Source organism: Paenibacillus terricola, from assembly GCF_014779765.1.
Classification (GTDB): Bacteria; Bacillota; Bacilli; order Paenibacillales; family Paenibacillaceae; genus Paenibacillus_T; species Paenibacillus_T terricola.
The window spans coordinates 611,164-637,337 of the sequence record NZ_JACXZA010000002.1 but is presented as its reverse complement, the minus strand read 5'-3'; the positions used below and the strand labels follow the sequence as shown (position 1 = coordinate 637,337).

Here is a 26,174-nt window from a genome sequence, read left to right as displayed (position 1 = left end):
CTAACCTCGGTTTTAAAATCTTACCTACTTCACATCTTCCGTTCCAGTTCCCCCGCCAAGTGCTCCAAACGGTCGGTGTCCGCGCGCTTGAAGGTTACAATCCGGCGCAGCCACGATAGGGCCTCGGACATTTCATCATGCGTAGGCGCTTGACCGGAACGCTCGGCTTCCAGACATATTTGCAGAATGTTATGGTACGATTCCACAACCTCTTTTTGATAGGTATCCTTATCCGGATTTAAATTGCGGGTACTTACAGCTAATGTCAGGCACTTATCCAAAAAGGACGGCTGTAGTTTTTTCATAGCCAGGATGGCAGAAAAGTCATCCTTATCATCCAGCGAATAGGTGCGAATGTTACGCGCGTTCCTGCGATTGAGCTTTTTAAGAACCGTATTCGGTCCCAGCTCCACCGCATAGGAGACTCCTTCTTGCTGCAGGTAACGAATGGTTTTCTGCCATTGGACCGGTTGTGTCAGCTGCAATGCGACATTTTGAATGATGCTTGACGGATCGGTTTCGTGAGGCAAAGCGGTCACATTGGAAATCACCGGACAGCACATCGGATAGATTTTATACTGCCGGAACTCCATTTGCAGCTTCTGGGCTGCAGGGGCCATCAGCGAGGTGTGGAAGGGCACCTTCGCTTTCAGCAAAATGACTTGTCCCCCTAAGGCTTCCAGTTTGGATGCTGTCCTCTCCACGGCTCGCCCATGTCCGGCAATCACAATCTGGTTGGGAGCGTTATAGCAAGCGATATCGCTTATGTCACCATCGGTTTCAGCTTCATCGCACAGTTCTTTAATTATTTCGGGGGACAGATGCTTGACTGCTGCTATGAGCCCCCCGCCTTCCGGTACAGCCTCTTCCATCCACTGCCCTCTGCGCCAAACGGCCTGAAGGGCATCCTGGTATCGAAATGCGCCTGCACAGGTTAATGCCGATAATTCTCCCAGGCTGTGCCCGGCCATGTAGGCAGGCTCGATTCCCGTCTCCTGCTTGAACACCCTATATGCAGCTATGCTGCAGGCAAAGATAGAGGCTTGGACGGCGGCAATTCCCTCTCCTTCCATTTGATCGTCTTCCAAAAAGAGGGCGGCCAAACTCAAGCCAAGTACATCCTCCGCCTCCTCCAATGTTGTACGGACAACAGGATATCGGTCGTAAAAGCCTTTGAACATCCCGCCGTACTGTGTACCTGTTCCCGGAAATAGCAACCCCACCTTATATGTCATTGCGTACCTCCTTCGAGTGCTGCCGCAGTTTGATCCTGCTCGATCGACTGGTTGGCTAACCAATTGGCCAGTTTTCCATATGCTTGTATGAATTGCTTGAGGGGCTCCTTGCGCAGTCTCCTTCCGGTAAATTCAAAGGTTAAGCTGATTCGTTCTTCCATAACCTCGTAGGAGAGAATAAGATCGAAGTTTTCTGACATCACATTAGAGCGAACGAGCGGATTTTTTTTATAAAACAGTACGACTGCCCCATTACCTGGCTCAGCGGCACTTCGTCTTGGAAGAATATGTACAGTACCTCTGTCTGCCATTTTCCGGAATTCCAACACAGTTGCTCGAATAAGCTCGGAGACATTCTGTATACCTTTCAAATCCAGAGAAAGTACATGGACACTGCCATCTTCCAGCATGATTTGAATCGCCTGCTCCGATTTTTTATTTAACTGTGCTAACAAATACAGATAAATGGATGACAAGACTGGAAACAGATCGGATTGCCTTCTCTTGCCAATAGAGGCTAATATTCGCGAAACCTGAACATCCAAGTGTGTAGTCAAAACAGCTCCTTCCTGCAGTTCTCCTCTTTTGGCAAAAAATTCACCAGGCAGCTCACTATACTGGAGCCACACTTCCTGCTTGGCAGCAACTGTTTCCGAATGGAGAAAAGCAGCCAATCCTTGAATCGTTGGGTAGGCAAATAAGTCAGTTACTTTCAAAGGATGTGAAAGTCTGGCTTGCAGCTTGGCATGCATCTGCAGAAGCAGCAAGGAATTTCCTCCTATATCAAAGAAATTGTCCTGCGTCCCGACTCGTTCCTGATGCAGCAGTTCACCCCAAATCTCTGCAAGCATCACCTCTATATCGCTCTGTGGGGAGATGTACTCTCTGTTCGACTCGTACGTTTCCGCAAATTGGTTTAACGCCTTGCGATCAGCCTTTCCATTAACGGTGAGTGGAATGGCATCCAAGTGTGTGTAATAGGCCGGAATCATGTAATCAGGCAGCTTGGCCGCCAAATGTGTTCGGATTTCCGCTGGGGCCAACTCCCGTTTTCCGGTCAGGTAGGCGCATAGACGCTTGTCCCCATTGCCAGACTCTTTAACCAGAACTACAGCCTCAGCAATGTCCTCCATCTCCATCAGAGCTGCTTCAATCTCACCAAGCTCGATCCGATAGCCGCGTAATTTCACTTGATAATCGAATCTGCCCAGGTATTCGATCTGGCCGTCAGGCAGCCATTTCGCCAAATCCCCCGTTCGGTACATCCTGGTCTGCGGCACGAACGGATTGTCTACAAACTTCTCAGCAGTCAAGTCCGGACGGTTGATGTAACCTCGTGCCAATCCGGTTCCGGCAATACATAGCTCCCCTGCAAGGCCAATCGGCTGCAATCGGTCGGCCCCATCCACAATATACAGCTGTATATTGTCGATCGGACTTCCAATCGGAACGCTTCCCCCTTGCATATCCGCCTCACAATGGTAGAACGACACGTCAATCGCAGCTTCCGTTGGGCCGTACAAATTGATTAATCTGGTATGACCGGATGATGAATCGAATCTCTCGCAGAAACGCTCCACATGCTGAATCGCCAATGCTTCACCGCTGGCAAACACATACCTCAAACTTGATAACGGATCGCGTGGGGCTTGTTGATTTTCTATCAGTTCGAGATAATCGAGAAACAAATGCAGCATCGAAGGCACAAAGTGTATGACGGACACATGATGTTCTTCCATGGTACGTATCATCGTCTCAGGATTTTTCTCTCCGCCTGGTTCCAGGAAGCACACGGCGGCTCCAGCCAAACTCCACCAAAACAGCTCCCACACAGACACATCAAAAGTGAACGCGGTTTTCTGCAAAATGACATCCTCATAGCCAAGTGGATATTGCTTCTGCATCCAGAGAAGGCGGTTGGCTACAGCATGATGCTCGATCATGACACCCTTCGGTTTTCCCGTCGAACCCGATGTGTAAATAACGTAAGCCAAATCTTGTGCTCCCGCCGTTTGGGGCAAATTTGTATTCTCGCCTTGATAGCATGCGGGACTGCTCAGATCAATCATTTTTTCAACCGGCAGTGCGGTGATATCTGAGCTGTTGTGGCCGGCGAACAGCTCATCTGCAGACATCTGTGTTAATAGAAGCAGGGCTCCGCTGTCCTCTAGTATGTAATGGATCCGTTCAAGCGGATAATCCGGGGCAATCGGCAGATACGCTCCACCGGCTTTTAATATGGCCAGGATACCGATCATCATCTCGGCGGAACGATTTGCAGCAATGGCCGCGATTCGGTTCGGGCCCAAGCCTGCCTGCTGCAGATAACGCGCCATCTGATTCGCTTTTTCGTTTAATTCCCTGTAGCTTAACCGCGTATTCCCGCAGATAAGTGCAGGCTGATCAGGTCTTATGCCGGCCTGTTCTTCCATCCATTGGTGAAGCAGCCGCTGCTGGGGATACGCATAAGACGTATCATTGAACTGGTGTAAAATCTGATGCCGCTCCTGCTGCGAAATCATCTCGATCTCGCCCAACAAAATTTGCGGATTGTCTGCGACTTCTACCATAACCGCTTTAAAATACCGGATCAGCCTGTCAATGGTCTCTTTTCTAAAAAGCCGTGTGCCGTACTCAAAATGACATGCAAGCTCTTTTCCGGCTTCCGCCACCTCCAAGGTAAGATCCAGCTTGGCGGTCGGATTGTGGAACGCGAATGGAGTTAATGTCCGTTCACCCATCCTAAGCTCGGGAATGTCCATATTTTGCATCACAAACATCACATCAAAGAGCGGATTCCTGCTTACATCCCGCGGAAGCTTGAGCTGTGTCACCAATTCTTCAAATGGATAATCCTGATGCTCCAATGCTTCCAGTGTGCGTTTACTTACCTGTTGTAGATACTCCTTGAAGGTATAGCCTGCTGAAAGTTCATTTCGCAAAACAATCGTATTCACGAACATTCCTATGGAGCCGTTCAGATCCGCATGCGGCCTAGCTGACACGGGGGTTCCGACGGCAATGTCTTCTTGGCCTGAATAGCGTGACAGCACAATGGTAAAAATGGCGAGAAGCACCATGTACATCGTCGCATGAGCTTCATCGGCCAATGCTTTCAGCTTTTCCGTCTCTTGCGGACTAAACCTAAATGGAACGCGGTCTCCTTCATAGTCCTTCAGCAGAGGACGTCTGAAATCCGTAGGAAGGTTCAGCAGAGGCACCCCGTCATGGAACTGCTCCAGCCAATACTGCTGCTGCTTTTTCAGCGCAACGGAAGCAAGAAATTGCTTCTGCCATACAGCGAAATCTTTGTATTGGATTTGCAAGGGCTGCAGCTCATGCCGGTCGTACAGCCGGGTTAATTCATACGCCAAAATCCCCATCGATACCCCGTCCGAAATCAAATGATGCATATCGAACAAAACCAGCTGTTTCCCATCGCTTAACTCAACGATACCTGTTCGGATCAGAGGCGCAGAGCTTAAATCAAACGGACGTATAAAGGCTTGTATGATTTCTTCTGCTGTCCTGTCCTTTCCGGACATTCGCTCGATGGTTACAGATGCATCCGAATGAATTTTTTGCATCGGGATTCCTTCGATCGACACAAATGACGTCCTCAGGATTTCATGCCGCTGCATCAGAGAATACAGAGCTTGCTCAAGCCTTAAGACATCTACCGGTCCTTCATAGGCCAAGGCGATAGGCAAATGATAAGACGTTCCAATGCCTTCCAATTGCTCAACGATATAAAGACGATATTGAGCCGAAGATAATGGGTAATATTCCTGATCAGCGGCAGGCGGTATCGGTTCTACGAAAGATGGTATCTGTTCCGTGATCGCAGCCGCCAACTGCCGGATTGATGGAAATCTGAATATATCCCGTAACTGAAGATTAGTTTGAAACTCTTTGTGCAGCATATGAAGCATCTGCGTTGCTCTTAACGAATGCCCCCCAATCACGAAGAAATTGTCCTCCGAACCAATGCTTTCCAGGTTCAAAACCTTCTGCCAAATGACCGCAAGCCTGGCTTCCACCTCGTTTTGCGGAGCGGTATATTCACCTCTTGAGCTTATATGTCCTTCCAGCTTCATTAAAGCCTTTCGGTCCGCTTTTCCGTTTGCCGTGAGCGGCATAGACTCCACTTGCACGTAAAAGGCAGGTATCATGTAATCGGGAAGTGCCTGCGACAAGCTCTTACGAATATCTGCCGCAGAAATCTCCCGTTCGGACACCAGATATGCATAAAGCACTTTATCCCCGTCCACCGCTTCTTTCAACAATACAACGGCTTCGACGATGTCCGGTTGGCGCAATAATACGGCTTCGATCTCGCCCAGCTCGATCCGGTACCCGCGCAGCTTGATTTGGTGGTCCAATCTGCCCAGATATTCGATGCTGCCGTCCGGAAGCCATCTTGCCAGATCCCCTGTGCGATACATGCGAGTCCCCGGAATAAACGGATTCTCCACAAACTTTTCCTCAGTTAATTCCCTCCTATTCATGTATCCCCTGGCCAGTCCAACACCTGAGATACATAATTCACCAGGTATTCCTACCGGAAGCAATTGATTTTCCTTATCCACGATATATAAGCGGATATTGTCAATGGGTCTGCCGATAGGAACACTGTCTACGTCTACCTCCGTAACACAATCGTAATAGGACACGTCAATCGCTGCTTCCGTTGGTCCGTACAGATTAATCAACTTTACCTGAGAGCCGGGAGCAGATGCCGCCCATTGATAGAACCTTTCCACATACGGCACAGGGAGCGCCTCTCCGCTTGAAAACACATAGCGCAGACTGTTAAGGCAACCCTTCAAATCAATGTTGGAGCTTCCGTCACTCCGCTCGAAATGGCTTAAAAACAATTGCAGCATGGAAGGTACAAAATGCAGCGTAGTCACCTTATGCTGTTTGATGGCTTGAATCATGATCTCCGGGTCCTTTTCCCCATCCGGCTCCAAAAAACTGACCGCTGCCCCTGCCCAGCTCCACCAGAACAGCTCCCAAACCGATACGTCGAAAGTAAATGCCGTTTTCTGAAGAATGACATCCTCCGGTCCAAGCGGATACCGCTTCTGCATCCAGTGAATCCGGTTCACAACTGCTGAGTGAGCAATCATGACGCCTTTCGGCATGCCTGTGGATCCGGATGTATAGATTACATAAGCCAGATCCTTCGGCGCAGCCGGTGATACCTCGTTATCGGCAGGAGCCGAATACAGCATTTCATCATCCAGATAAAAGATACATGCCGAATCTCTCATAGAAAGCACCGCCTCCGGTGCATCTCCAGCAGTCAACCTGCCTTCCCAACGGCGCTGGCTCAACAGCAAGGAAACTTCACTATCCTCCAGCATGTACTGAATACGTTCTAACGGGAAATTAGGTGAGATCGGCAGATAGGCCCCTCCCGCTTTCAATACAGCCAGCAGGCCAATCATCATTTCGACGGAACGCTCCATGATTACCGCCGCGATTTGATTGGGACCCAGCCCGCGCATCCTCAGTATTCTAGCTAACTGATTTGCTTTCGTGTTCAACTCGCTATAGGTTAATCGGATATCCTTGAAATAGACTGCCGTACGACTCGGATTCAACCGTGCTTGCTCCTCAATCCAGTGATGCAGCAAGGCATCCTCAGGAAAATCACAGCTCGTATCGTTGAACTCCAGTAAAAGCTGAGCCCTCTCCTGCTCCGACAGAATCGATATGTCATATAAATGGATTTGCTGATTTTCTGATATCTGGTTTACCACATTGCAAAAGTGTGCAGCGAATCTTTCCATCGTACTGTGTTCAAATAGATCCGCATTGTATTCCAGCACACAGTGAAGACCCTCGGAATGCGCAGCATAAATGTCGAGCTTTAAATCCAATTTGGCCGTATTTGTTTTCCACTCCTCAAAAGTTAGCTCCAAGTCACCCAGCTTCCGCTTTTGAGCAATATCCATCTGATTATGCATAATCAGCATCGTATCGAATAGCGGATTTCTTCCGTTTAGCGTTTTGGCGGAAGCATCGGCAATCATATTCTCATAAGGATAGTCCTGATGCTCGTAAGCTTCCTCAATGATCCGTCCACAATTACGTAAATAATTTGTAAATTCATTTTGCGTTTTGATTTGGATTCGTAGTGGTATATAGTTGATGAACATTCCCAGCATAGAAGCCAAATCCGCATGATTTCTCCCTGAAACAAGCGATCCTACCATCAGCTCATCCTGCTGAGTATACTTGCTCAATACGAATGCATATAAGGAGATCATCACTGCATTTAAGCTGACTTGATTCTGTCTTGCCAAATGCTGCAGGCTTTGAACCGTATCCTGTTTGATTGAAAAAGGGATCGTACGTCCGCGGAAGGATCGAAGCTCCCCGCGTTTGTGATCCGTTGGCAATTCAAGAACAGGCAGCTCTCCGCTTAATTGACTCCGCCAGTAGTCCCTATGCTGCGTTATCGTTTCCGAGCTCAATTGCCGCTTTTGCCAAACCGTATAATCGACATACTGCAGCTCCGGTTGCTCAGTTTCGATACCTTGCATGAGACTCATCAATTGTTCCATTATGATTTGAATCGATACTCCATCGGATATCGTATGATGTATATCTATTACAAGATGATGAGCATCCACATTACAACTGAAAAGGCCTGTTCTGAATAAAGGCGGCTGATGCAGATCGAATGGACGAATAAAACGCTCTATAGATGAATGGAGCTCCGCTGCTTCACAATGAATCACTTCGAATGGCAGCTCTACATGATCGTGAACCCTTTGCATAACTTCTCCCTCAATTTCGACAAAGGAAGTACGCAATATCGTATGGCGCTGCAGTAATTTTTCCAATGCACGCCGTATGACTAAAGGATCCGGAACTCCATTCATATGAATAACAAAAGGGATATTATAGCTGGTACCTATTCCGGCAAATTGTTCTTGCACGTACACCCTGAATTGGGATGGCGAAACAGGATAAGCCTCCTTCGGCTCCGCCCTGCCAATCGGTTCAAACGGTTGTGCCTCAATATGCTGCATATACACTGCCAGCTTTTGTATGGTTGACAATGAAAATAGCTGCTTAACCGGAATGTGTACATCGAACTCTTTATGTAGTTGGTTCAACAGCAGTGCAGCTTTGAGCGAATCCCCGCCCAGTTCAAAGAAATCCTCAGTGACGCCTATATGTTGCCGTCCTAACACTTCACACCACAGCCTGGCCATTTGCCGTTCCAGGAGCGTCTCAGGTAAAACTTCAGCCTGCACCTGCTTACTTTGCTCCAAGAGAGCGGCCAGTTCCGTTATTACGTTCTTAAAATCCCCATTTTCATAGCTTTGACTTAGTTTGAAACGCTGCAGCTTGCCGCTTGTCGTTTTTGGAATGCTTTTTACCGGAAGCACATGTAAAATATCGAGCCCCAGCGACTTGTTCAGCCATTTTTTCAAACGCATCGCCACATCGACGAACTTCTCCGTTTTCCCTCGGAATACGACGAATACGATAATTTCATCCATTCCTGTTTCTCCGCTGGGCACCCCGCAGACAGCTACTTTACCAAGCTCGATACCATCCAGTCTTTGCGCCGCCTCTTCCAAATCATGCGGGTAATAATTTTGGCCGCGGACAAAAATAATATCCTTTTTCCTGCCGGTGACCACCAGTCTTTGGTTACGAATAAAGCCCAGATCCCCGGTATGCAGCCAGCCGTCATCCGTTATCAGCTTCTTGGTTGCCTTAGGTTCGTTATAATAGCCTTTTGTTATATTTTTGCCCTTTATTTGAATATTGCCGACTCTCCACTCCGGTAAAACCAGGCCGTCATCATTACAAATTCTTACCTCACAATGCTCTACCGGGGATCCTACATCCACAAAAGTAATGCACTCAATCTCCGAGGGATCCGCTTCCTTGACGGCCATACCGGCATGCATGCTCCTGCGGTCCAAATGAACGGGGATCAGTGCCTCCCCTATCGGAGGGAACGTCACGGCCAAGCTTGCTTCAGCCATTCCGTATACAGGGAACATAACATTCTCCCCTAGTCCATACGGTTTTAATTCCTGTATAAAGCGACGGCTCCAAGATGCGGAAACGGGCTCGGCGCCATTAAAGATAAGCCGGACAGAAGATAGATTCCATTGCTCCGCTTTCACCCTTTTAAAATGCTCAAGAAAATGCTTGTATCCGAAATTGGGGGAGGACAGCAAAGTGATCCGATGCTCATTAGTCTTCTGCAGCCAAAGTCCCGGTTCGAAAATGAACAGTGCAGGCGGCATCAGATACAGGTTAATATCAGCCAGCAGACTGGTCAGGTGAGAACCAATGAGCCCCATGTCATGTGTCAGCGGCATCCAGCTGAGACTTGAGTCCTTCTGAGTAACCCGGCCGCCGGACAAAATAGCGTAAGCATTATGGATAATGTTACTGTGCGTGAGTATGACTCCTTTGGGGTTGCCGGTCGACCCCGAGGAAAACTGAATCATGGCAATATCCTGCGATTGAACAGAATGTATCCGACCAATTCCTAACGAGTCATCCACGTCCTCCGCCAAAATAACAGCCGAATGCAAGCTTTCCCAAGCCTTCTGCTTGTTTTCCTCGACGCAATAGCTCTCTATACCGTCCATAATTTCTCTTGTTGTGACAAGAAAAGGCCGTTCCAAAATCTCAAATATTCCAAGCAGCTTGGCCTTGTACTCCTTGTTATTACCGACGGTTACGGGGACGGGAATAAAGCCGCCGAGCAAGCAAGCCCAAAAAAACCGAATGAAATCATAATTATCCTCAAGCTGAAATATCAGCTCATCTCCGGCAGCTAGCCCTTTTGCTTGCAGAATGTAAAGCACACCGAGTGCTTTATCCAGCAGCTCCTTATAAGAAAAGTAAACCTCCTCATGCTTGGCAAGAAAGGTAATTCCATGCTCCGACATTCTTTTATCCTGTATCACCTGCGACAAATCTGCGTACTTCATCAGTAGGCCCCTTTTCATATTATGGTATAGCTAAGGGCTATCTCTTCACACGCGTGTTCTCTGCTAACTTACAGATTCATCGCGCTATGTTTAGGCAACTGTTCCTCAAGCTCAGTTGCAATAATCCCACTTTCCATTCTCAGAATTTTGTCCGCTTTCTCAAAATAACGGTCGTCGTGTGTAATCACGATCACGCATTTACCACGCTCCTTCATTTCAGGCAGCAGCACTTCATAAAAGAATTTACGATAATCCGGATCCTGATCCGCCGCCCACTCATCGAACAAGCAAACAGGTCTATCCTCTAAATAGCTGATAAGTAATGCAAGTCTTTTGCGCTGACCTGTTGACAGCTTGATGGTACTGAAACCGCTTTCTTTTATGTGGACTTTATCCTTTAATTCCAGAACAGATAAGTAAAATTCCACCTCGCCCATTTTATCGCTGTAATCAATTCCATATAATTTATTAAACAAATACACATCGCTAAAAATAGCTGAAAAACACGGACCTAGGTGTTCAGAGGCAACCTCTACCCCGTTAACCTTTATGCTGCCGCTGTCCGGTACGTAGAGTCCCGTGAGCAATTTGGCCAGTGTTGATTTGCCGCTCCCATTCCCACCTACGATAAAAATGATTTCTCCCGCTCCAAATTCATAGCTGATCGGGCCTACTGTAAAAAGATCACCCTTCGTGTTTTTGTACTCATAAACAACCTTGTCCAACTGAATACTGCATGCCTCGCAATTCCCCCGTTCTTCTCTCAGAGGTACTATAGCAACTCGCTGCTTATCATGACGTTGGCAATCCGGATATCTGCTTTTGTCCGTTTATCCCGATAATCCTGACAATTCTGATCCATATCCTGCTGAAACGCTTTGCTTTTGAGCCGGCTCAATGAAAGCTCTTTAAACCCTTGGAGCAGATCGGCAATGAACTTGAAAAATTGATTTTGCATATCCCGTGTTTGCTTCCAGAGCGCATTCGCCGACCTGCCCATCAGCATAAATATTGCCGCTGCAATTCCAACAACAAGGAGAGAAATCAGTAGGCCAAAAGGATTGATAAAGCCCAGATAAACAAACCCGCAAATGACCGTTATCAACCAAATTGTATGATCCCTTCCTTGTGCGCAGCTTGATAAACTCTCTCTTTCCTATGTATTTGCCAGATCGTATAAATCAAGTTTACCAAGAAGCAAAAACTAATTAACGCTAAGCTGAGCAAAATTTCCCATGAATACGTGTTAAAAATACTCTTTAATGTAATAAGAATCCCTTCTTTCCGATCACAGGAAGGTTAGATTAATCACCGGTAACGGAATGCAGATGCGAAAATTCCCTGCATAGCTCATCTCATGTGATTATTACGGCTTCATTTGGTAAATGTGCGGATTCTGAGCATACCGACCGCATATATTCCGGATCAATGTGATAAGTGCGATAGTAATAACGCGGAGCAAACTCGGTCGAATGAACGGACTAGTCCCGTAAACTAATCGTAAAATTGTCGAATATTACTGTTCTAGCCAACATATTCGCCGCAAGTGAACGGTATCGGTCCTCATGATGACCTTCCGATTCGTTCCTGTTCCTCAGATGATAAGAAAGCCATTAAATGCTTCACAGTTTCATGGCTTAATACCGGAAGATATGTGGCAAAAATTTGTGGTGATTGAATCAACTTCACCTCCTAAAACAAGCTTTTTATATCGAATGAGCTCCTAATTAGAGAAATTATATACTTGTGCAAATATTTAATATGTCGAAGCCTGCTGCCGGTTACTTTCTTTTTTTATCGAATTAAGGGATTTAAGTGTTGTAATGTTTTGTCCATAACTGCTTGAGCTTCACTACGAAGCTGGCTGCCGGCTAATAGCAGCGCTTCATTTGCGTTCGTAATTAACCCTCATTCATATAAAAATTTGATTAATAAATCGAGATCTACCTTGTGTTCCCACAGAATATTGAGAGGTAAAACAAGATTCAAGCCCATTGGGTCTATTTTTTCGTGCGCAATATATTCATCAAGCTGATCGTAATATTCATTCCAAATACGGCATTGTCGAGATATTCGGCTTGATTTCTCAACGTATTTCTCGATTGCAAATGGTCTTCCAGCAGCTGGGCTGCCAGATCAAAATTAAATTTATAATTCACACCCATTCGTTTTATGATTTTTATTGCATCGTCCTCATCCATGGTTCTGGTTGCTTCAACAATTGTAGACATAGGAAGTGTAAATTGCTCATAGTTGTATTGGTGGTGTAGGAATTGTGTGAGAACAGGGATCGATGTGGCTATCGATAATCCGAGTGGGAGTTCTTGTAACGTACGAGGTATATTCAAGCACTGGGGAAAGTACAATGAGTAACAACAGCGGTTATTTCGCGGTAACTGTATCCAAACTTCAAGCAACATTGACGTTAACTCCCGCAAAGAGCATCTATAACATCCTGGCTGTGGAGCCAGGTCAATCGCTTAAGGTAAAGGATAACAGCACGCTTTCGTAGACATATATCATTGAGCCTAACGGTGTAAAATTCACCTTAACCACTTATTCTACTGATGGCACCATACTTAGCCCAGAAACGGAGTATGAACTGAGCTATAAGTATAGCTCAGGTGTATATTGGGGTCACATCCATTCTAGGAGATCAGGCCAGATCGTATGGGTTTGCATCCTCTGTTCGAGCGGACATTAGCCGCATTGATACGTAAGCAATATCCCACACGCTCGGTACGCCTGCCCTAATATATGAACTATGACCCGTAAGATGGTCACTTTTTTCAAAGTGTCCATCTTACGGGTCATAGTTGAGCTATCGTTGCCCGTTAGGAGGTTAACCCTTACGCTTTTCCCCGAAAAACTCCCCCAAATTCGTAAGCCCCCATACTTCGGCAATCCGTTGGTTTTCTAGGCGGATAAGTTCAATAATCATCGGCTGTTTTTCAGAATCCGCTATATTGATTCCCTGAATACTTGTGCGACTCGCAGCTTTATCGCCATCAACAAGCAGATCTTCGACGACCACTCGGATATCCGGGAACCGTTCGAACATTGAAGCCCATGCTTTTTTAACCGCTTCAATCCCCGCTTGTAAGGGATGGCTGTAAAATCCATTTGTAAAAATATCATCTACCGAATTTATGTCTCTGCTATTGAATGCTTCGTACATTCGATAAATGATTTGTTCAGATTCCTCTCTAATCAAAGAATTTCTCTCCGTTTCTCCTGTGATTGCACTCACTTCTTCTTGTTTCTCATAGCGGCGAGCAGCTTCACATTTCCATAGGCTCCTTCCACAAATCGCCTATACTCTGGAGATTCCATCGGAACGATCGCGATTTTCCCCTTCGCATCGAAGTGAATACCCCATCCGTATTTTTTCGGGAGCATCGATGCTCTCAAGCATGGTTTCGGTTTCATAAAAAACTCGTCTCGAATCTGGTCCCCTCTCTCAGCTAACTCCTCCTCCGGAATGTTTTTGTGTCGGATATGCACGATGTACAAGAGTTCCTCCTGAGTATTGCCATACGGTTTATCCGCGAGTAACTCAAACTCGATACCCGGCTTTGTTTTCCCGTTTTTCTTGTCCAAGGGCTTCATTCCGGTCTCTGAGGGGCAATCCGCGGCAACGGTAATGAACGTATCATAGTAATTCCAGTCCATCCTCATTCCTCCTGAATCAGGTATAGCACCGCTCATCGATTTAATTAAAATCCTTTTCCTCCGAGCGGCCGAACCTTTACAGCACTGCCCCCTGCGATTAAATGCCGGCAACGCCCGATGAGCTCCAATACCTTCTCGTTTTTCAAAGATGCGGCATGAAACTCCTGACTCTCCCATAGCTCCGTAATCCAAAGGTCGTTAGGATCGTCTTCAGCCGCATGCAGGATATAATAGATGCAGCCCTCCATATCGTTCAATGTCGCGCTGGATGCCAGCATCATCTCCGCGAGCTCTTCCCGTTTCCCCTCGTGGGCCGTTAATTTTCCGAACATGGCGAACTTGCTCATCGTTCATTTTCCTCTCTTCTTGTGGAATTTGCCAACATGGCTTCGTAATGCGCAATCATTCGGGAGTTCGCCTCCACCATCTTTCCGATAAGCAGCTCCGACTCAATCTGCAAGGCTGTACCGTACGGCATCAAAAAATAAGGGACATACGTCTGCAACATCGAATGTTCTAACTGGAACACGGCCTCTTCGGGCATACGCTCAACGAGTGCATGCCCGAACAACCAATGATGACACAACTCGTTCAGAACCTGTTCTTGACCCTTAATTCGAACGGTCTCGAACTTAGCTGATCCGGTTGGATTAGGAAGCAGATGATCGAGCAGATGATCTTTAGCCGAGAAACCCGCCGGACGCTGGAAACGTCCCTCCGTCTCCCGCAATGAGCGAATACGGTCCACTCGAAAATTCCGCAACTCCTTCCGATAACCGCAATACCCTACCGTATACCAGTTCCCTTTCCAATAGACGATACCATAAGGGTTGAACAGTCGTGGAAGAGGGGCCTCACCCTTGCCCCGGTCATATTGCATTTCCACCGTCCGACCCTGTCCTGCCGCCGCCTCCAGCACTTGAAGATAGAGTTGAAGCACTCCGTCCGTTCGTGGATAAATGACGGATAAGGCAGTACTATGACTCTTAAGATGATCCAGTTGTTTCTCGTTCGCGTAGCGCATCATCTTGTCCATCGCTCGGGTTAAATCATCTGAGTAGGGGTACCCAGCCTCCTTAGCAAATATTGAGGCATGGATCAACGCCTTCTGCTCCTCGATATCGAAGAAGAGCGGGGAATCGGTAAACCGGCTTAGGATGCTATAGCCGCCGTTTGGGCCCGAATCCGCAATGATTGGAACCCCGCTGACGCACAGAGAATCTATACAGCGATAGACGGTCCGCACGTGAATCTCGAGCTCTTCCGCCAACTGCTTAGCGGTCATCCGTTTTCCAGAGCGCAGCATCCAGAGAATCGATAACATATTGTCCGATTTCGTCATCGACTAATCCTTCTTTCCAAGTATAACCAAGCTATTCCAAACTCGTTTTGAGTATAACCCTAAATCACTGACAAATGCAGTCAGTAATTTAATGTCTTTAAAAAAAGATGTGGAGTCCGCTGCAGGAATACGCCCCTCGTTGTTATGGAGGCTACAGGACACTAACATAGTCCCGTTGTTCAAGATGAGCACCAGTATTTAACCATCGTCATAAATCCGTTAATCTCTCATGAAGCTAAAAAGACCAATTTGAGACGGGTAAAGACGGATGCCGTTGATGTCTTTCAGCTCGGGGTGAGGCTTTAGAGATGCAATTGCTTGTGGGTTGCCGCAACCAAGCCCGAGATTAGAACCATCTGGAACCGTGGTCAACATCTTTACCCATTATAATTAAAGGGTCTCCTCGAGAGGGAGTCCCTTCTCACGGTTTGAATACCATTAGCAGAATCGAGACGAAAACGGCAAGAATAGCGACCGCTTCTAGCAAGGCGGAGCGTCTACGACTCAGTCGGTACGCCTCAGGTAGATCATCGCCCTGCGTCTGCTGCAGCAACTTTAGCTGTTGCTTGTTACCGACAGGAAGAAGTCGAGCAAAGATGACCAAAATGATAAAGAAGACGACAATCGAAGCCACATACCACTGCTCTCGAAATAAATAGGTTTCTTGAAAGCCAATCGCAAGACCCGTAAGAAGCAGTAGCGTGCCACCGAGTTTCGGCAGGATAGCCGTCTTCTCCAGCAACGAAAGCGCGAATTTGGTTTGACCCACTGTCCGGGCGCTGCTCATGATGATGGGATAGCAAATGACTGCGGCAATGGCTGTCACCGCGGAGAGGATATGGATGAACAACAGGTAATTGTACATGTATTGCCCCCTATTTAGTTGTTGTTGTGGCTTGCCGTTCTTCTCGATACAACATCCAGCCTATTACAAGCCCATATACGGCAGAAACGATATGAATCCAAGAAGGTGTTTTGTCCACCGCATTCGTTAATACCAAAGTTGCATCAATTAATGGTATCAAAATTGAAGTTAACATACCGACAAGCAATGCTTTTCTCATACGAAGGATCATCAAGACTAATAGGAAGATGCCAATAAACAGATCTCGGTCCGCTTTTATATACACAAGATTTTTATCGGCAGTGTCATGCAGCGGTATGCCAAATCCTCGAATCGCAGCTACTGGCTGGATAAAGCCTTTTACTCCTAAAAACAGCATCAACAGTGTAATAACACCCACTAACCAAAATGTTACTGACTTAAGTCCCCAATCAGATTTACTCATTTGATGATCTCCTTTTTCTGTTCAATTTGGTTTTCTGCAATATTAATGAACAAGCAAGCTCGGAACAGATTGGATATGGTCCACATATCTTTTAGCTTCTTGAGAGAGAAAGGCATCGTCCCCCTGTGACGCGCTGTAAGCAACAATAGAAGGAAGAAAACGGCCCTTACATTTGGTAATCGTTCTTTGGATCGGTTTTAAAAATTCACTGATCGTAAAACAATTGTCTCCTCCCGCACAGCATTCAGTAAAGCCCGGTTGGCACAGGATTTGTCCAGATCCGGATGTGCCAAGATCACCAAGATTCTTATACTGATTCCTCCCTGTTTTTAAAGTGGAGTTATATCCCCCCCAATTATTGAGTCAGATTATGTTTTTGAAAAGTACGCTTTTTATTCATACTTAGTCTTGAAGAGCGAACGAATAGACAACGAGTAAGAAAACCTTTTTGTGCTTTCTATATAGGTAGTGCGTTCAACCGTACTATGTTCGAAAAAAAATAGTACTATTTAATAACCGCATACTTAGGTACAATCGGTGATAAAGAACTTCGTTTGGCTTCTCTTGCTTGCTCATGGATTATTATTCAGCCACTCCCCCGCAAGGCATCGCTTTTGTTGCTGCTTTGGGTTGAAATGGACAAGGTGAACAAGGATCTGGCATAAACAATGTACCGGAAGGAGAATATATTAAATGTCACTAGAGAGCACTGACCCAAAAGTTACACAGTACATCGAAAACTCTGAGGATTTTGCCAAACCAATCCTCAATCATCTTAGAGAGCAGATCCACAAAAACTGCCCTAATGTAGTGGAATCAATTAAGTGGGCCATCCCGCATTTTGATTACAAAAACGATTTCATGTGCGTATTAGCCTCATCTAAAAACCACTGTTCGCTCACGTTTATAAAATCTGAGTTCATGAGCGATCCCCGATTTGCTGGTGGCAAGAAGGTAAAGCCAGGCCAGCGATTTATGGGCAGAATCACGAGTATGTCTGAGCTGCCATCAGATGAGGAACTCGCAGGCTTTATCAAAGAAGCGATGGATTTAAATGACCGAGGCGTGAAACTTGACAAGACAGCCAAAGCAGCGCCGGGCAGCAACCCAGTGGAAACTCCGGCATATTTCCTGGAAGCACTATCGAAAAATCCTACTGCTCAACAAGTTTTTGAGAACCAATCACCGTCATTCCGCAAGAACTACATCGTATGGCTTGAAAGTGCAAAGACCGATGCCACAAAACAACAGCGAATAGATGAAGCCCTGGAATGGATCGCCGAAGGCAAAGGTCGATTCTGGAAATACGATAAGTAAAAGAGCGCCTAACCTCGCGATCGGGGTTTCGAATCCCTCATCATAGCCCAAAAAGCGTATAGCAGTACTTAAATGACGAATACATTGCCATGTGGCTTATACACAACGGCGATGTATTTTTTTTTGCTTAAGCGTCAAATAGCCCCCACCTAACGGCGGGAGCGCAGTTCGACTAACCTATTCAGCTGCATTGTTGTTGAGTGGTCAAGTTACAATGGATGGCTTATCCATTCAACCCTCAGGTGGATTCTCAATCCCTTTAGCTGGGCCAATTACTAGAAGACCTAGTATTGAAGGGAAATCTGATTCACCGACGGCAACCCTTATTATAGTTTTGAAAGCAACATATAACGAAGAATCGCCCTCTTCCCCACATCGGAGTCAGCTTCTTTTAAGATTATGTAAAAAGTACAGGTATTGCATATTTCGCTTTTGTACTCCCTCAATCGATCGGATATCATAAAGAGAAAATGTTTCTCGGCGGTTACCATCACTGAGTACCGTAATTATTATGGGACATTATAATCTATCTTGTTAAGAAGGAGAAACCCTCTAATATGGACAGCACTACAAATAAAAGCAAATTGGCAGCGCTTTTGGAAGTATTAGCAGTCTCAACTAAACTTGGTCTTACTTCCTTCGGTGGGCCGATCGCTCATCTTGGTTATTTTCATGATGAATACATACGTCGCCGCAAATGGATGGATGAACGAACTTATGCAGATCTAGTCGCATTGTGTCAATTTTTACCTGGACCTGCCAGTAGTCAGGTCGGAATTGGAATCGGTGTTCTGCGAGCTGGACTTTTAGGTGGGCTGACAGCCTGGATTGGGTTTACTCTTCCCTCAGTCATTGTTTTGGTCTTGTTTGCCTTCCTTATGCAAGGATTTGATATTAGCAGCGCTGGTTGGATTCATGGTCTTAAGATTGTAGCCGTTGCCATTGTCGCTCAAGCCGTCCTTGGTATGGGACAGAAATTGACACCCGATCGGAATAGGGCAACAATTGCCATCATTGCTGCATCTATTACTCTCTTGTGGCAAACCGCATTTAGCCAAGTTATACTGATTGTTATTGCAGGAATTGTTGGCATGATACTATATAGAAAATCAACGATTCCTGAATCAGTGGATCTCACCGTACCCATCAGACGAAGTGTTGCGGTCCTCTGTTTAGTCGGCTTCTTTGGACTCTTGATTTTGTTGCCACTCATGAGGCAAATTATAGTTGCGGATTGGTTGTCATTATTCGATAGCTTTTACCGTTCAGGTTCACTTGTATTTGGCGGGGGGCATGTGGTACTTCCTTTGCTCGAACGTGAAGTTGTACCTACAGGATGGATTAGCAAAGCTGACTTTCTTGCGGGGTATGGAGCAGCACAAGCAGTACCTGGACCATTATTCACCTTTGCAGGATACTTGGGGGCGATGATAAACGGCGTTACTGGAGCATTAATTGCTACTGTCGCTATATTTCTTCCTGCTTTTCTATTAATCGTAGGAGCGCTTCCTTTCTGGAGCTCATTAAGGAAGAACCCAAATGTTCAAGGCGTACTAATCGGGATTAACGCAGCAGTTGTAGGTATCCTGTTGGCAGCTTTGTATAATCCTCTTTGGACAACGGCGATTCTGGCCCCTGTTGATTTTGCATTGGTTTCCATATTGTTTCTGTTGCTTGTTTTTTGGAAAATTCCGCCATGGATCATTGTTGTTTTTGGTGCTGCAGGTGGTTCATTAATTGCTTTATTCTAGCTTATTACTTCAACGGATGTATTTCAGTAAATATCAGTTCCAATTTATAAACGAGCCACTCTTTTATTTATGGGCTCGTTTTTTGAGTTGCAATCGGCAATTTTTTCGAGCTCTCGTAATACCTATGGATGGCCATTTAGACCTCCGCGTCTTTGATCCAGAGTATATTTCCAATATGTTTTTGAAAAACTACCAGATGAGAACTAAATAAACTCGGAAAGGAAAATGTGAACTGTGTCTGTGACCCTAAAAGTTATAAAAGTAATGGTCTCACTTGCTATTTACTCGGTAGTGCTCCCTTTTGCTGCTACTGAGGTTGGTGCTCGTAATATTGAAATTAGCAATGACATGACAATACTTGATAAATTAAGATCAGGTGGGTTCATTATTTATTTTAGACATGGAGAGGCAACGGTTGGCCAAGATCAGCCTGAACTTAACCTTAACGATTGCCGAACGCAGAGAAATTTAAGTGATCGTGGTAAAGAACAAGCTCAGGCAATTGGAGAAGTTTTTAAGCAGAATCCCTTTCCCATTCACTTGCCGGTCATATCTGATCCTTATTGTCGAGCGAAGGATACAGCGGACATTATTTTTGGCAAAAAAAACGTTACCGTAAATCCTAGTTTAGCCTCCATTGAAAAATTAAAAATGGAAGGTCTTCCAGCTGTAGAGAAGCAGCAAATATTATCGGATCTAACCAAAATCTTCGAAACTCCCCCTGCTCGCGGGACAAACACAGTCATAGTTGCTCACACCTTCCCACCTAATGTAGCTCTTGGTGATATTCCAAATCTAGGAGCTGTAATCATAAAACCAAAAGGATCCGGCAAAGGGTATGAAGTTGTAGGGAGAATTACGTCCGAAGAATTAATAAGGTGGTCAAAATAAAACTCCCCTCTGTCCGTGAATCATCCTGATGCCAATTAACAAAGCCCGCACGATCATAGATCGCCGGGCTTCTTTGATGATTCTTACAGGAAGTATACAGTCACTTCTTGCTCGGTTCTACGTTCTCACTTAGATTGCGATATCCCCAAAATAATCACCTGATTGGTTATCATCCCTCGGTAGAACATCCGAGTATGGCTGTACACGAGAGAATGCTCCGCTTTCGACGGTGTAGGCCGCAGGCGATTGTTTTGGTTTAAATATAAGTAAATGATTATATAAATATTTACTTATATTATTGAGCGTGTATAATACGGAGTGACCAAGATAAGTTGTATTCATGGAAAGGAGTGAAATTCCAATGCCGACCATTGATGAAATGTCGGAATCACTTAAGCTACTCTCTGATAAGACCAGATTAACCATTATTGCTTTATTGCGAGAGCGTGAAATGTGTGTTTGCGATATTGTCGATTTACTCAACACGACCCAACCTAACGTTAGTCAACATCTTAAGAAGCTGAGAACTGGCGGACTTATTAACGAAACAAGGCGAAGTCAATGGATTTACTATTCGCTGAATGTTGACGATAAGCCCTATTTAAAGCCAGTAATCGATGAACTTCCTTCAATGCGAGATCAAATCAATGCATTGAAGTCCCAAGGCTGTAATTAACTACAGGAGGTACTATGTTAGCACTAGCATCGATTATCTTTCTTGTTACTTTAGTATTTGTGATTTGGCAGCCAAAAGGACTTAATATCGGTTGGTCCGCATTAGGTGGCGCAATCATTGCATTAATCTTCGGTGTTGTTACCTTTCAAGACGTATGGGACGTAACCCAGATTGTTTGGAATGCCACACTAGCCTTTGTAGCTGTCATATTAATTTCTCTCATCCTCGATGAGATTGGATTCTTCGAATGGTCTGCGCTGCATATGGCTCGTTTTGCCCGAGGTAATGGGCGACTCATGTTTGTTTACGTCATATTACTCGGGGCTGCGGTGGCTGCGTTCTTCGCAAACGACGGAGCTGCCCTCATCTTAACGCCGATCGTCCTGGCAATGGTTCGAGCTCTCAAGTTTGATGAACGCATGATATTGCCATTTATTATGGCGAGCGGTTTTATATCGGATACGGCTTCACTACCGCTTGTCGTAAGTAATTTGGTCAACATTGTATCTTCGGATTTCTTCGGAGTTGGATTTGCAGAGTACGCAAGTCGCATGATCGTCCCTACCCTATTCTCGATCGCAGCAAGCTTGCTTGTCCTCTTCTTGTTCTTCCGTCGGAGCATCCCGAGGCAGTATGATCTGCAGCAGTTGAAGAAGCCTGCAGATGCAATAAAGGACTTGCGTCTGTTCAAGACCTCCTGGTTTATCCTTGCAGTGCTACTGATCGCTTATCTAACCAGTGAGTTTATTGATGTTCCAGTTTCCATCATTGCCGGCATTGCCGCTATTATCTTCTTGCTTCTTGCTAGACGTAGCCAGGAGATTCACACTTGGAAGCTGGTTAAAGGCGCTCCATGGGCTGTTGTAGTCTTCTCCATCGGTATGTACGTGGTTGTTTATGGTCTTCGTAACGTAGGATTAACGGATGAGCTTGGTAAGGTATTTGATTGGGTTGGTGATCAAGGTCTATTCGTAGCAACGGTAGGAACTGGTTTTGTTGCCGCCATTCTCTCCTCGATCATGAACAACATGCCAACGGTTATGATTGATGCATTGGCTATTCAGGATACGAATCCAACAGGAATCATACGTGAAGCGTTTATTTATGCGAATGTTATTGGCTCAGACTTAGGTCCGAAAATAACACCGATCGGTTCCTTAGCCACGCTGCTGTGGCTGCATGTTTTATCTAGTAAGGGCGTCAAGATCTCTTGGGGCACCTACTTCAAGACAGGAATTATTCTGACCGTTCCTGTACTCTTTATTACACTCTCTGGATTGTATTTGTGGCTTAAAGTCGTAGGCTAATACTTTGGATTACTAATTTAATGAAAAGGGGTCATTCAAATGACTAACAAACCACTTATCTATTTTCTTTGCACGGGCAATTCCTGTCGCAGCCAAATTGCAGATGGCTTTATGAACGCACTTGGTGGAGATCGGTACGAAGTAAAAAGCGCTGGTCTTGAGGCACATGGATTGAATCCACGCGCTGTTCAAGTCATGAATGAAGCTGGCGTAGACATAAGCGGTAACAGCTCTGACGTTATTAATGCTGATATCCTTAATCGCGCTACTTATGTCATTACATTATGTGGACATGCGGATGAGCACTGCCCTGTCATCTCGAACCCGAATGTAGTCAAGTGGCACTGGGGGTTTGATGATCCGGCTAAAGCAACGGGTACAGAAGATGAAATTATGGCGCAGTTTCGTAATGTTCGAGAAGCTATTAAATCACGTATTGAGCAATTCTTGAAGGATGGCGAGTAACATGGCGAATTGCAGCACGTTCTCTTTGATGCCTTTTGATTTATTGGTCATGGCGTACAAAATCTGCTCCCTCCATTATGGTTTCTCGGATCGGAGCCCCATGTTGTAAAGAGCGATTTTGTGCTCCTTTCTTTGGTCAAAAAGGCTGCTGGTCACTCACGTCAGCAGCCTCCAATTATAAAACAAACAATACATTTCAAGAGTACCGAAGCGGGGCCATCAGTCCCATCCTCCTATATGGTGGAACTATGGTTTATTTTCTAAGCCCTAACCCGACTCTGACATACTTATGCTGTCTCACCGATAGGAATAACACGACGTTTCACGATAACACCATTTTTAACAGTAAATTCGATAATGTGAAAGATAGGTGTCGGCGCGCCCTTAAGGAAGCCTTTTTTTACAAGAGGCGCACCGGCTCCCCCAGATATCGTATACCTCGTACCTTGAAAGGTTAAATGATCCAAGGCATGCACATGTCCCGCGAGAACTTGAGGAACCTTGCCTCGAATAGTAGACAGGAATCGGTTCAATTGTCCTTTAGCATTACCAAAGGTTGATGTTGGATCCTGAAAATATCGCGGATTTGCCCATTTCCCAACTCTGGGGGGCACATGCATGGTCACCAGAGTATTTTTCCGGGCCTTTTTTAATTGATTTCTCAGAAAAGCTAGCTCCCCTGGCGCAAAACCGTAGATCGTTTGCCCATTTGTGTTTGTGCCGATCTGCTGCGAGTTATTTAGACCGATGATAGTGGTTTTAATTTTAGGAAGTTGAATTCCAAAATGCGTAGGACCGATATATTTTCTGAAATTCGTAAGCGGACCGTTTATACCTGTGCCTTCGTGGTTGCCGGGAACGATGAAGAAGGGGATATCTGGTACGCCTTTAATCGGATCTTTAATTAGTTGCAGTAAGCTTTTTACAGGAACACCGGAATAAGATCCCCCTGTCTTGAATTCCTGATCGCTTCCCGTGAATACGGCATCTCCATTATGCAAAATAAATAAAGGTTTTTTCTTCAAATTGCGAATAGCGGTTAAGGCTGAACCAAATATCGCATTGCTCGTTTGCCCGTCCCCTGCCCAACTGTCACCCATACCAATAAAAGTGTAATTGTTTCCTTTCAACTTCTTTACATTCGTCAATAACTGGGCTTTGGAAGTAAGAAACAACGTGCTCTGTTTATTCGAGGTTGTATTCTTTAGTTTCACTTTCTGCGCTCTTGGTTTCAAGTTAACATCCTCTCCCAAGGAACTTAAAAGTTTTTTACGAATTGATAATTTAGTTAATGCACATGGGCTCTTCCAAGGTTTGAGGCAGGAGCGGATTAACAGCAGATTTTGAATAAACCAAAGAGACCCCCGAAAGGGTCAACTTATCGATTCGAGTATGATCTTGTCCACTTACAATTATTTTCTAAACGTACTCCGCATCAAAAGTGACGGGTACATATGAATAAAGTCTTGCGGTCCTTGTCTGAAACGGACCTTCCTATCAACGTATGGATGCGATGTCTGAGAGTGATGCTTATATGTTGATTCTGGTCAACGATCAAACATATGATTCGGTTAGACAATAAGCCGCCAAGCCTTCGAGATTAATATGCGGCAGTGATAAAAGGTTGCGGAGGGCACCAGAATAAGGTGCCCTCAACTTGCCGTTATTGTCAAAGCGGGCAACCTTGTCGAACGTGGTTATTCTATATATCGGTTGAAACATAAACGGAGTAGGTTGCGCTGTTCGAAACATTAGTATTTAAAAATAAAGAAAGCGCAGTATTTCTCGTTATCGGTGTACCCGGTATATTACTAGTCCAGGTGACGGTAGCGGACGTCACCACGTAAGGTGCTCCATTCGAGACGAGTACTGGATGCGGGCCCACATCGGTCGCTCTGGATGAGAAGATGATTGTTCCGGTAATAGGAGCTGTCACCGTCAACGTTACGGTTGCCACTACATTGGCAGGCAGCGGCGTTGCCGCGGTGTTTACTACATTCAAACATACCTCGTAGATGTAAGATCCTATCCCCAGATTATTCACGTCAATAGTACCAGAAACCCCAACTACGCTTCCGTTTCCCGAGATGACGTACGGTATCGTCCCCGATTCTGGGCCCGGCGAGCCAACGAACAATTGGAATCCCGCATTAGCCCCTTGAAATACTACGACTTTTGTCGAAGTGGTGGTTCCTGGAGGTCCCTGCGCACCTGTCGGCCCTTGAATGCCCTGTGGTCCTTGTTCCCCTTGTATACCTTGCGACCCTTGTGGACCAATTGGCCCCTGCAATCCCATTTCGCCTTGTGGCCCCATAGGCCCTTGCAATCCCATCGGGCCAGTAGGACCGATAAGACCTTGTGGCCCCACTGGACCGATTGGCCCTTGCGGACCTGCTTCCCCTTGCGCGCCCATCGGTCCGGCAGGCCCTGCATTTCCTTGTGGTCCTTGCGGTCCGACAGGTCCTTGCGGTCCTCCGGCAGGTCCGGCAGGTCCTTGCGGCCCGATTGGCCCTTGTGGTCCGGCAGGCCCTGGAGGACCGGAAATGGTTGGCGCTACAAATTCTATTTTGGGAGGTGGACAAGACAACGTAATCGTTTTTGCAGCTTGCCTGCGATGTTTGCGTTTGGCCCTTTTTTTTCCTGGAGGGCAAACTAACACGACTTTTTTCTGACAATTCCCTTCGTCTTGGCAGCCTTGCATTTTAAACGCCTCCTTCCTAAGTCCGTATACCCTATGACTGAGAGCTATCATTGGTTTGGACGTGCGTCCATTATTAGGTTAGGCGCCAATGCAAATTTATCAGTGTTTGTATGCAAACGCTCAGATGAGGCATATTTTCACAGCAATCAAAGACGCTGTTCTCCTCTTAACGCTCGATGTAACAGATTCCCAGCAGGTCGAGCATGTCGTTCAGCAGGCTGGATGTCATCCTAAACAATGCCTATTCCACACTGGTGAGCACCAATAGTGCCAACCAGTTCACCTTCAAGTGTTTCGATTGCGAGACTGAAGTTATCGCCGTCCGGACCTTTGGATGCTTGATTCCCAGCCCAATTCTTCGTACCTTCTTCAGACCTTGGAAAATAGATCACATCGCAGAGTCTAGCACTTTCCGAATCAAAATCGTTGTTATGGAACCCTTCCCAATCTGTAGGCAAGATTGCACGAAACCTTAGGCATTTCCTCGACTATGTGGTTTACTTCACCGCAAAGCCCGCGATTAATAATCGCGGGCTTTGCGTGTAAA

At 45.9% G+C, this 26,174-nt stretch carries 19 protein-coding genes and 2 pseudogenes; 7 read left to right on the top strand and 14 right to left on the bottom strand.

What is annotated here, in order from left to right; translation table 11 throughout:
• Positions 1–29 precede the first annotated feature (29 nt).
• The 9 genes from H8B09_RS10265 to H8B09_RS10220 form a co-directional block, all read right to left on the bottom strand.
• Entirely contained in the window at positions 30–1,235 is a 1,206-nt protein-coding gene (locus H8B09_RS10265) for an ACP S-malonyltransferase (RefSeq protein ID WP_191203402.1), read from the bottom strand.
• The gene (locus H8B09_RS10260; protein ID WP_191203401.1) at positions 1,232–10,216 is read right to left on the bottom strand and encodes a non-ribosomal peptide synthetase; all 8,985 of its coding nucleotides are present in this window, start codon (positions 10,214–10,216) and stop codon (positions 1,232–1,234) included. Before H8B09_RS10260 ends, H8B09_RS10265 begins: the two co-directional genes overlap by 4 nt.
• Before the next feature lie 68 nt (positions 10,217–10,284).
• On the bottom strand, positions 10,285–10,941 hold the full coding sequence (locus H8B09_RS10255; protein WP_191203400.1) for an ATP-binding cassette domain-containing protein: 657 nt from the start codon (positions 10,939–10,941) through the stop codon (positions 10,285–10,287).
• A 47-nt stretch (positions 10,942–10,988) separates the two neighbouring features.
• Complete coding sequence (locus H8B09_RS10250; protein ID WP_191203399.1) at positions 10,989–11,321, bottom strand: hypothetical protein; 333 nt, start codon at positions 11,319–11,321, stop codon at positions 10,989–10,991.
• Between the two features lie 895 nt (positions 11,322–12,216).
• Positions 12,217–12,636 carry a hypothetical protein gene (locus H8B09_RS30425; protein WP_224753444.1) on the bottom strand — a complete coding sequence of 140 codons (420 nt, stop codon included), beginning with the start codon at positions 12,634–12,636 and terminating at the stop codon, positions 12,217–12,219.
• A 422-nt stretch (positions 12,637–13,058) separates the two neighbouring features.
• Positions 13,059–13,430, bottom strand: a complete 372-nt coding sequence (locus H8B09_RS10235; protein ID WP_224753443.1) for an ester cyclase — start codon at positions 13,428–13,430, stop codon at positions 13,059–13,061.
• Positions 13,431–13,462: 32 nt separating this feature from the next.
• Positions 13,463–13,888, bottom strand: a complete 426-nt coding sequence (locus H8B09_RS10230; protein WP_191203395.1) for a DUF6157 family protein — start codon at positions 13,886–13,888, stop codon at positions 13,463–13,465.
• A 44-nt stretch (positions 13,889–13,932) separates the two neighbouring features.
• The gene (locus H8B09_RS10225) at positions 13,933–14,235 is read right to left on the bottom strand and encodes a putative quinol monooxygenase (RefSeq protein ID WP_191203394.1); all 303 of its coding nucleotides are present in this window, start codon (positions 14,233–14,235) and stop codon (positions 13,933–13,935) included.
• Entirely contained in the window at positions 14,232–15,230 is a 999-nt protein-coding gene (locus H8B09_RS10220; protein WP_191203393.1) for a helix-turn-helix transcriptional regulator, read from the bottom strand. Before H8B09_RS10220 ends, H8B09_RS10225 begins: the two co-directional genes overlap by 4 nt.
• Positions 15,231–15,345: 115 nt before the next feature.
• Between H8B09_RS10220 and H8B09_RS31215 the strand changes: the two are divergent.
• Positions 15,346–15,521: pseudogene (locus H8B09_RS31215) on the top strand (IS110 family transposase); the annotation flags it as partial.
• On the opposite strand, the pseudogene arsM reads toward H8B09_RS31215, so the two are convergent.
• The 3 genes and pseudogenes from arsM to H8B09_RS10210 form a co-directional block, all read right to left on the bottom strand.
• Positions 15,507–15,602 (bottom strand): annotated as a pseudogene (gene arsM / locus H8B09_RS31210) (arsenite methyltransferase); the annotation flags it as partial. The pseudogenes H8B09_RS31215 and arsM overlap by 15 nt on opposite strands.
• 49 nt (positions 15,603–15,651) lie before the next feature.
• The gene (locus tag H8B09_RS10215) at positions 15,652–16,095 is read right to left on the bottom strand and encodes a DUF2269 family protein (protein WP_191203392.1); all 444 of its coding nucleotides are present in this window, start codon (positions 16,093–16,095) and stop codon (positions 15,652–15,654) included.
• Positions 16,096–16,105: 10 nt separating this feature from the next.
• A complete protein-coding gene (locus tag H8B09_RS10210; protein WP_191203391.1) occupies positions 16,106–16,519 on the bottom strand; it encodes a DUF4267 domain-containing protein in 414 nt (137 codons plus the stop codon).
• A 693-nt stretch (positions 16,520–17,212) separates the two neighbouring features.
• On the opposite strand from H8B09_RS10210, the gene H8B09_RS10205 reads away from it, so the two are divergent.
• From H8B09_RS10205 to arsC, 6 genes are all read left to right on the top strand, one after another.
• Positions 17,213–17,836 carry a YdeI/OmpD-associated family protein gene (locus tag H8B09_RS10205; protein WP_191203390.1) on the top strand — a complete coding sequence of 208 codons (624 nt, stop codon included), beginning with the start codon at positions 17,213–17,215 and terminating at the stop codon, positions 17,834–17,836.
• Between the two features lie 557 nt (positions 17,837–18,393).
• On the top strand, positions 18,394–19,587 hold the full coding sequence (locus tag H8B09_RS10200; protein ID WP_191203389.1) for a chromate transporter: 1,194 nt from the start codon (positions 18,394–18,396) through the stop codon (positions 19,585–19,587).
• Positions 19,588–19,821: 234 nt separating this feature from the next.
• Positions 19,822–20,478 (top strand): histidine phosphatase family protein, encoded by a 657-nt coding sequence (locus H8B09_RS10195; RefSeq protein WP_191203388.1) that lies wholly within the window; start codon positions 19,822–19,824, stop codon positions 20,476–20,478.
• Positions 20,479–20,839: 361 nt separating this feature from the next.
• A complete protein-coding gene (locus H8B09_RS10190) occupies positions 20,840–21,154 on the top strand; it encodes an ArsR/SmtB family transcription factor (protein ID WP_191203387.1) in 315 nt (104 codons plus the stop codon).
• Positions 21,155–21,168: 14 nt separating this feature from the next.
• Positions 21,169–22,461: an arsenic transporter gene (locus H8B09_RS10185; protein WP_191203386.1), complete on the top strand. Its 1,293-nt coding sequence runs from the start codon at positions 21,169–21,171 to the stop codon at positions 22,459–22,461.
• A 39-nt stretch (positions 22,462–22,500) separates the two neighbouring features.
• Positions 22,501–22,926 (top strand): arsenate reductase (thioredoxin), encoded by a 426-nt coding sequence (gene arsC, locus H8B09_RS10180; protein ID WP_191203385.1) that lies wholly within the window; start codon positions 22,501–22,503, stop codon positions 22,924–22,926.
• Positions 22,927–23,213: 287 nt separating this feature from the next.
• On the opposite strand, the gene H8B09_RS10175 is transcribed toward arsC, so the two are convergent.
• Both H8B09_RS10175 and H8B09_RS10170 read right to left on the bottom strand, forming a co-directional pair.
• On the bottom strand, positions 23,214–24,161 hold the full coding sequence (locus H8B09_RS10175; protein WP_191203384.1) for a metallophosphoesterase family protein: 948 nt from the start codon (positions 24,159–24,161) through the stop codon (positions 23,214–23,216).
• A 467-nt stretch (positions 24,162–24,628) separates the two neighbouring features.
• Positions 24,629–25,627 (bottom strand): collagen-like domain-containing protein, encoded by a 999-nt coding sequence (locus tag H8B09_RS10170; RefSeq protein WP_224753442.1) that lies wholly within the window; start codon positions 25,625–25,627, stop codon positions 24,629–24,631.
• Between the last annotated feature and the right edge of the window lie 547 nt (positions 25,628–26,174).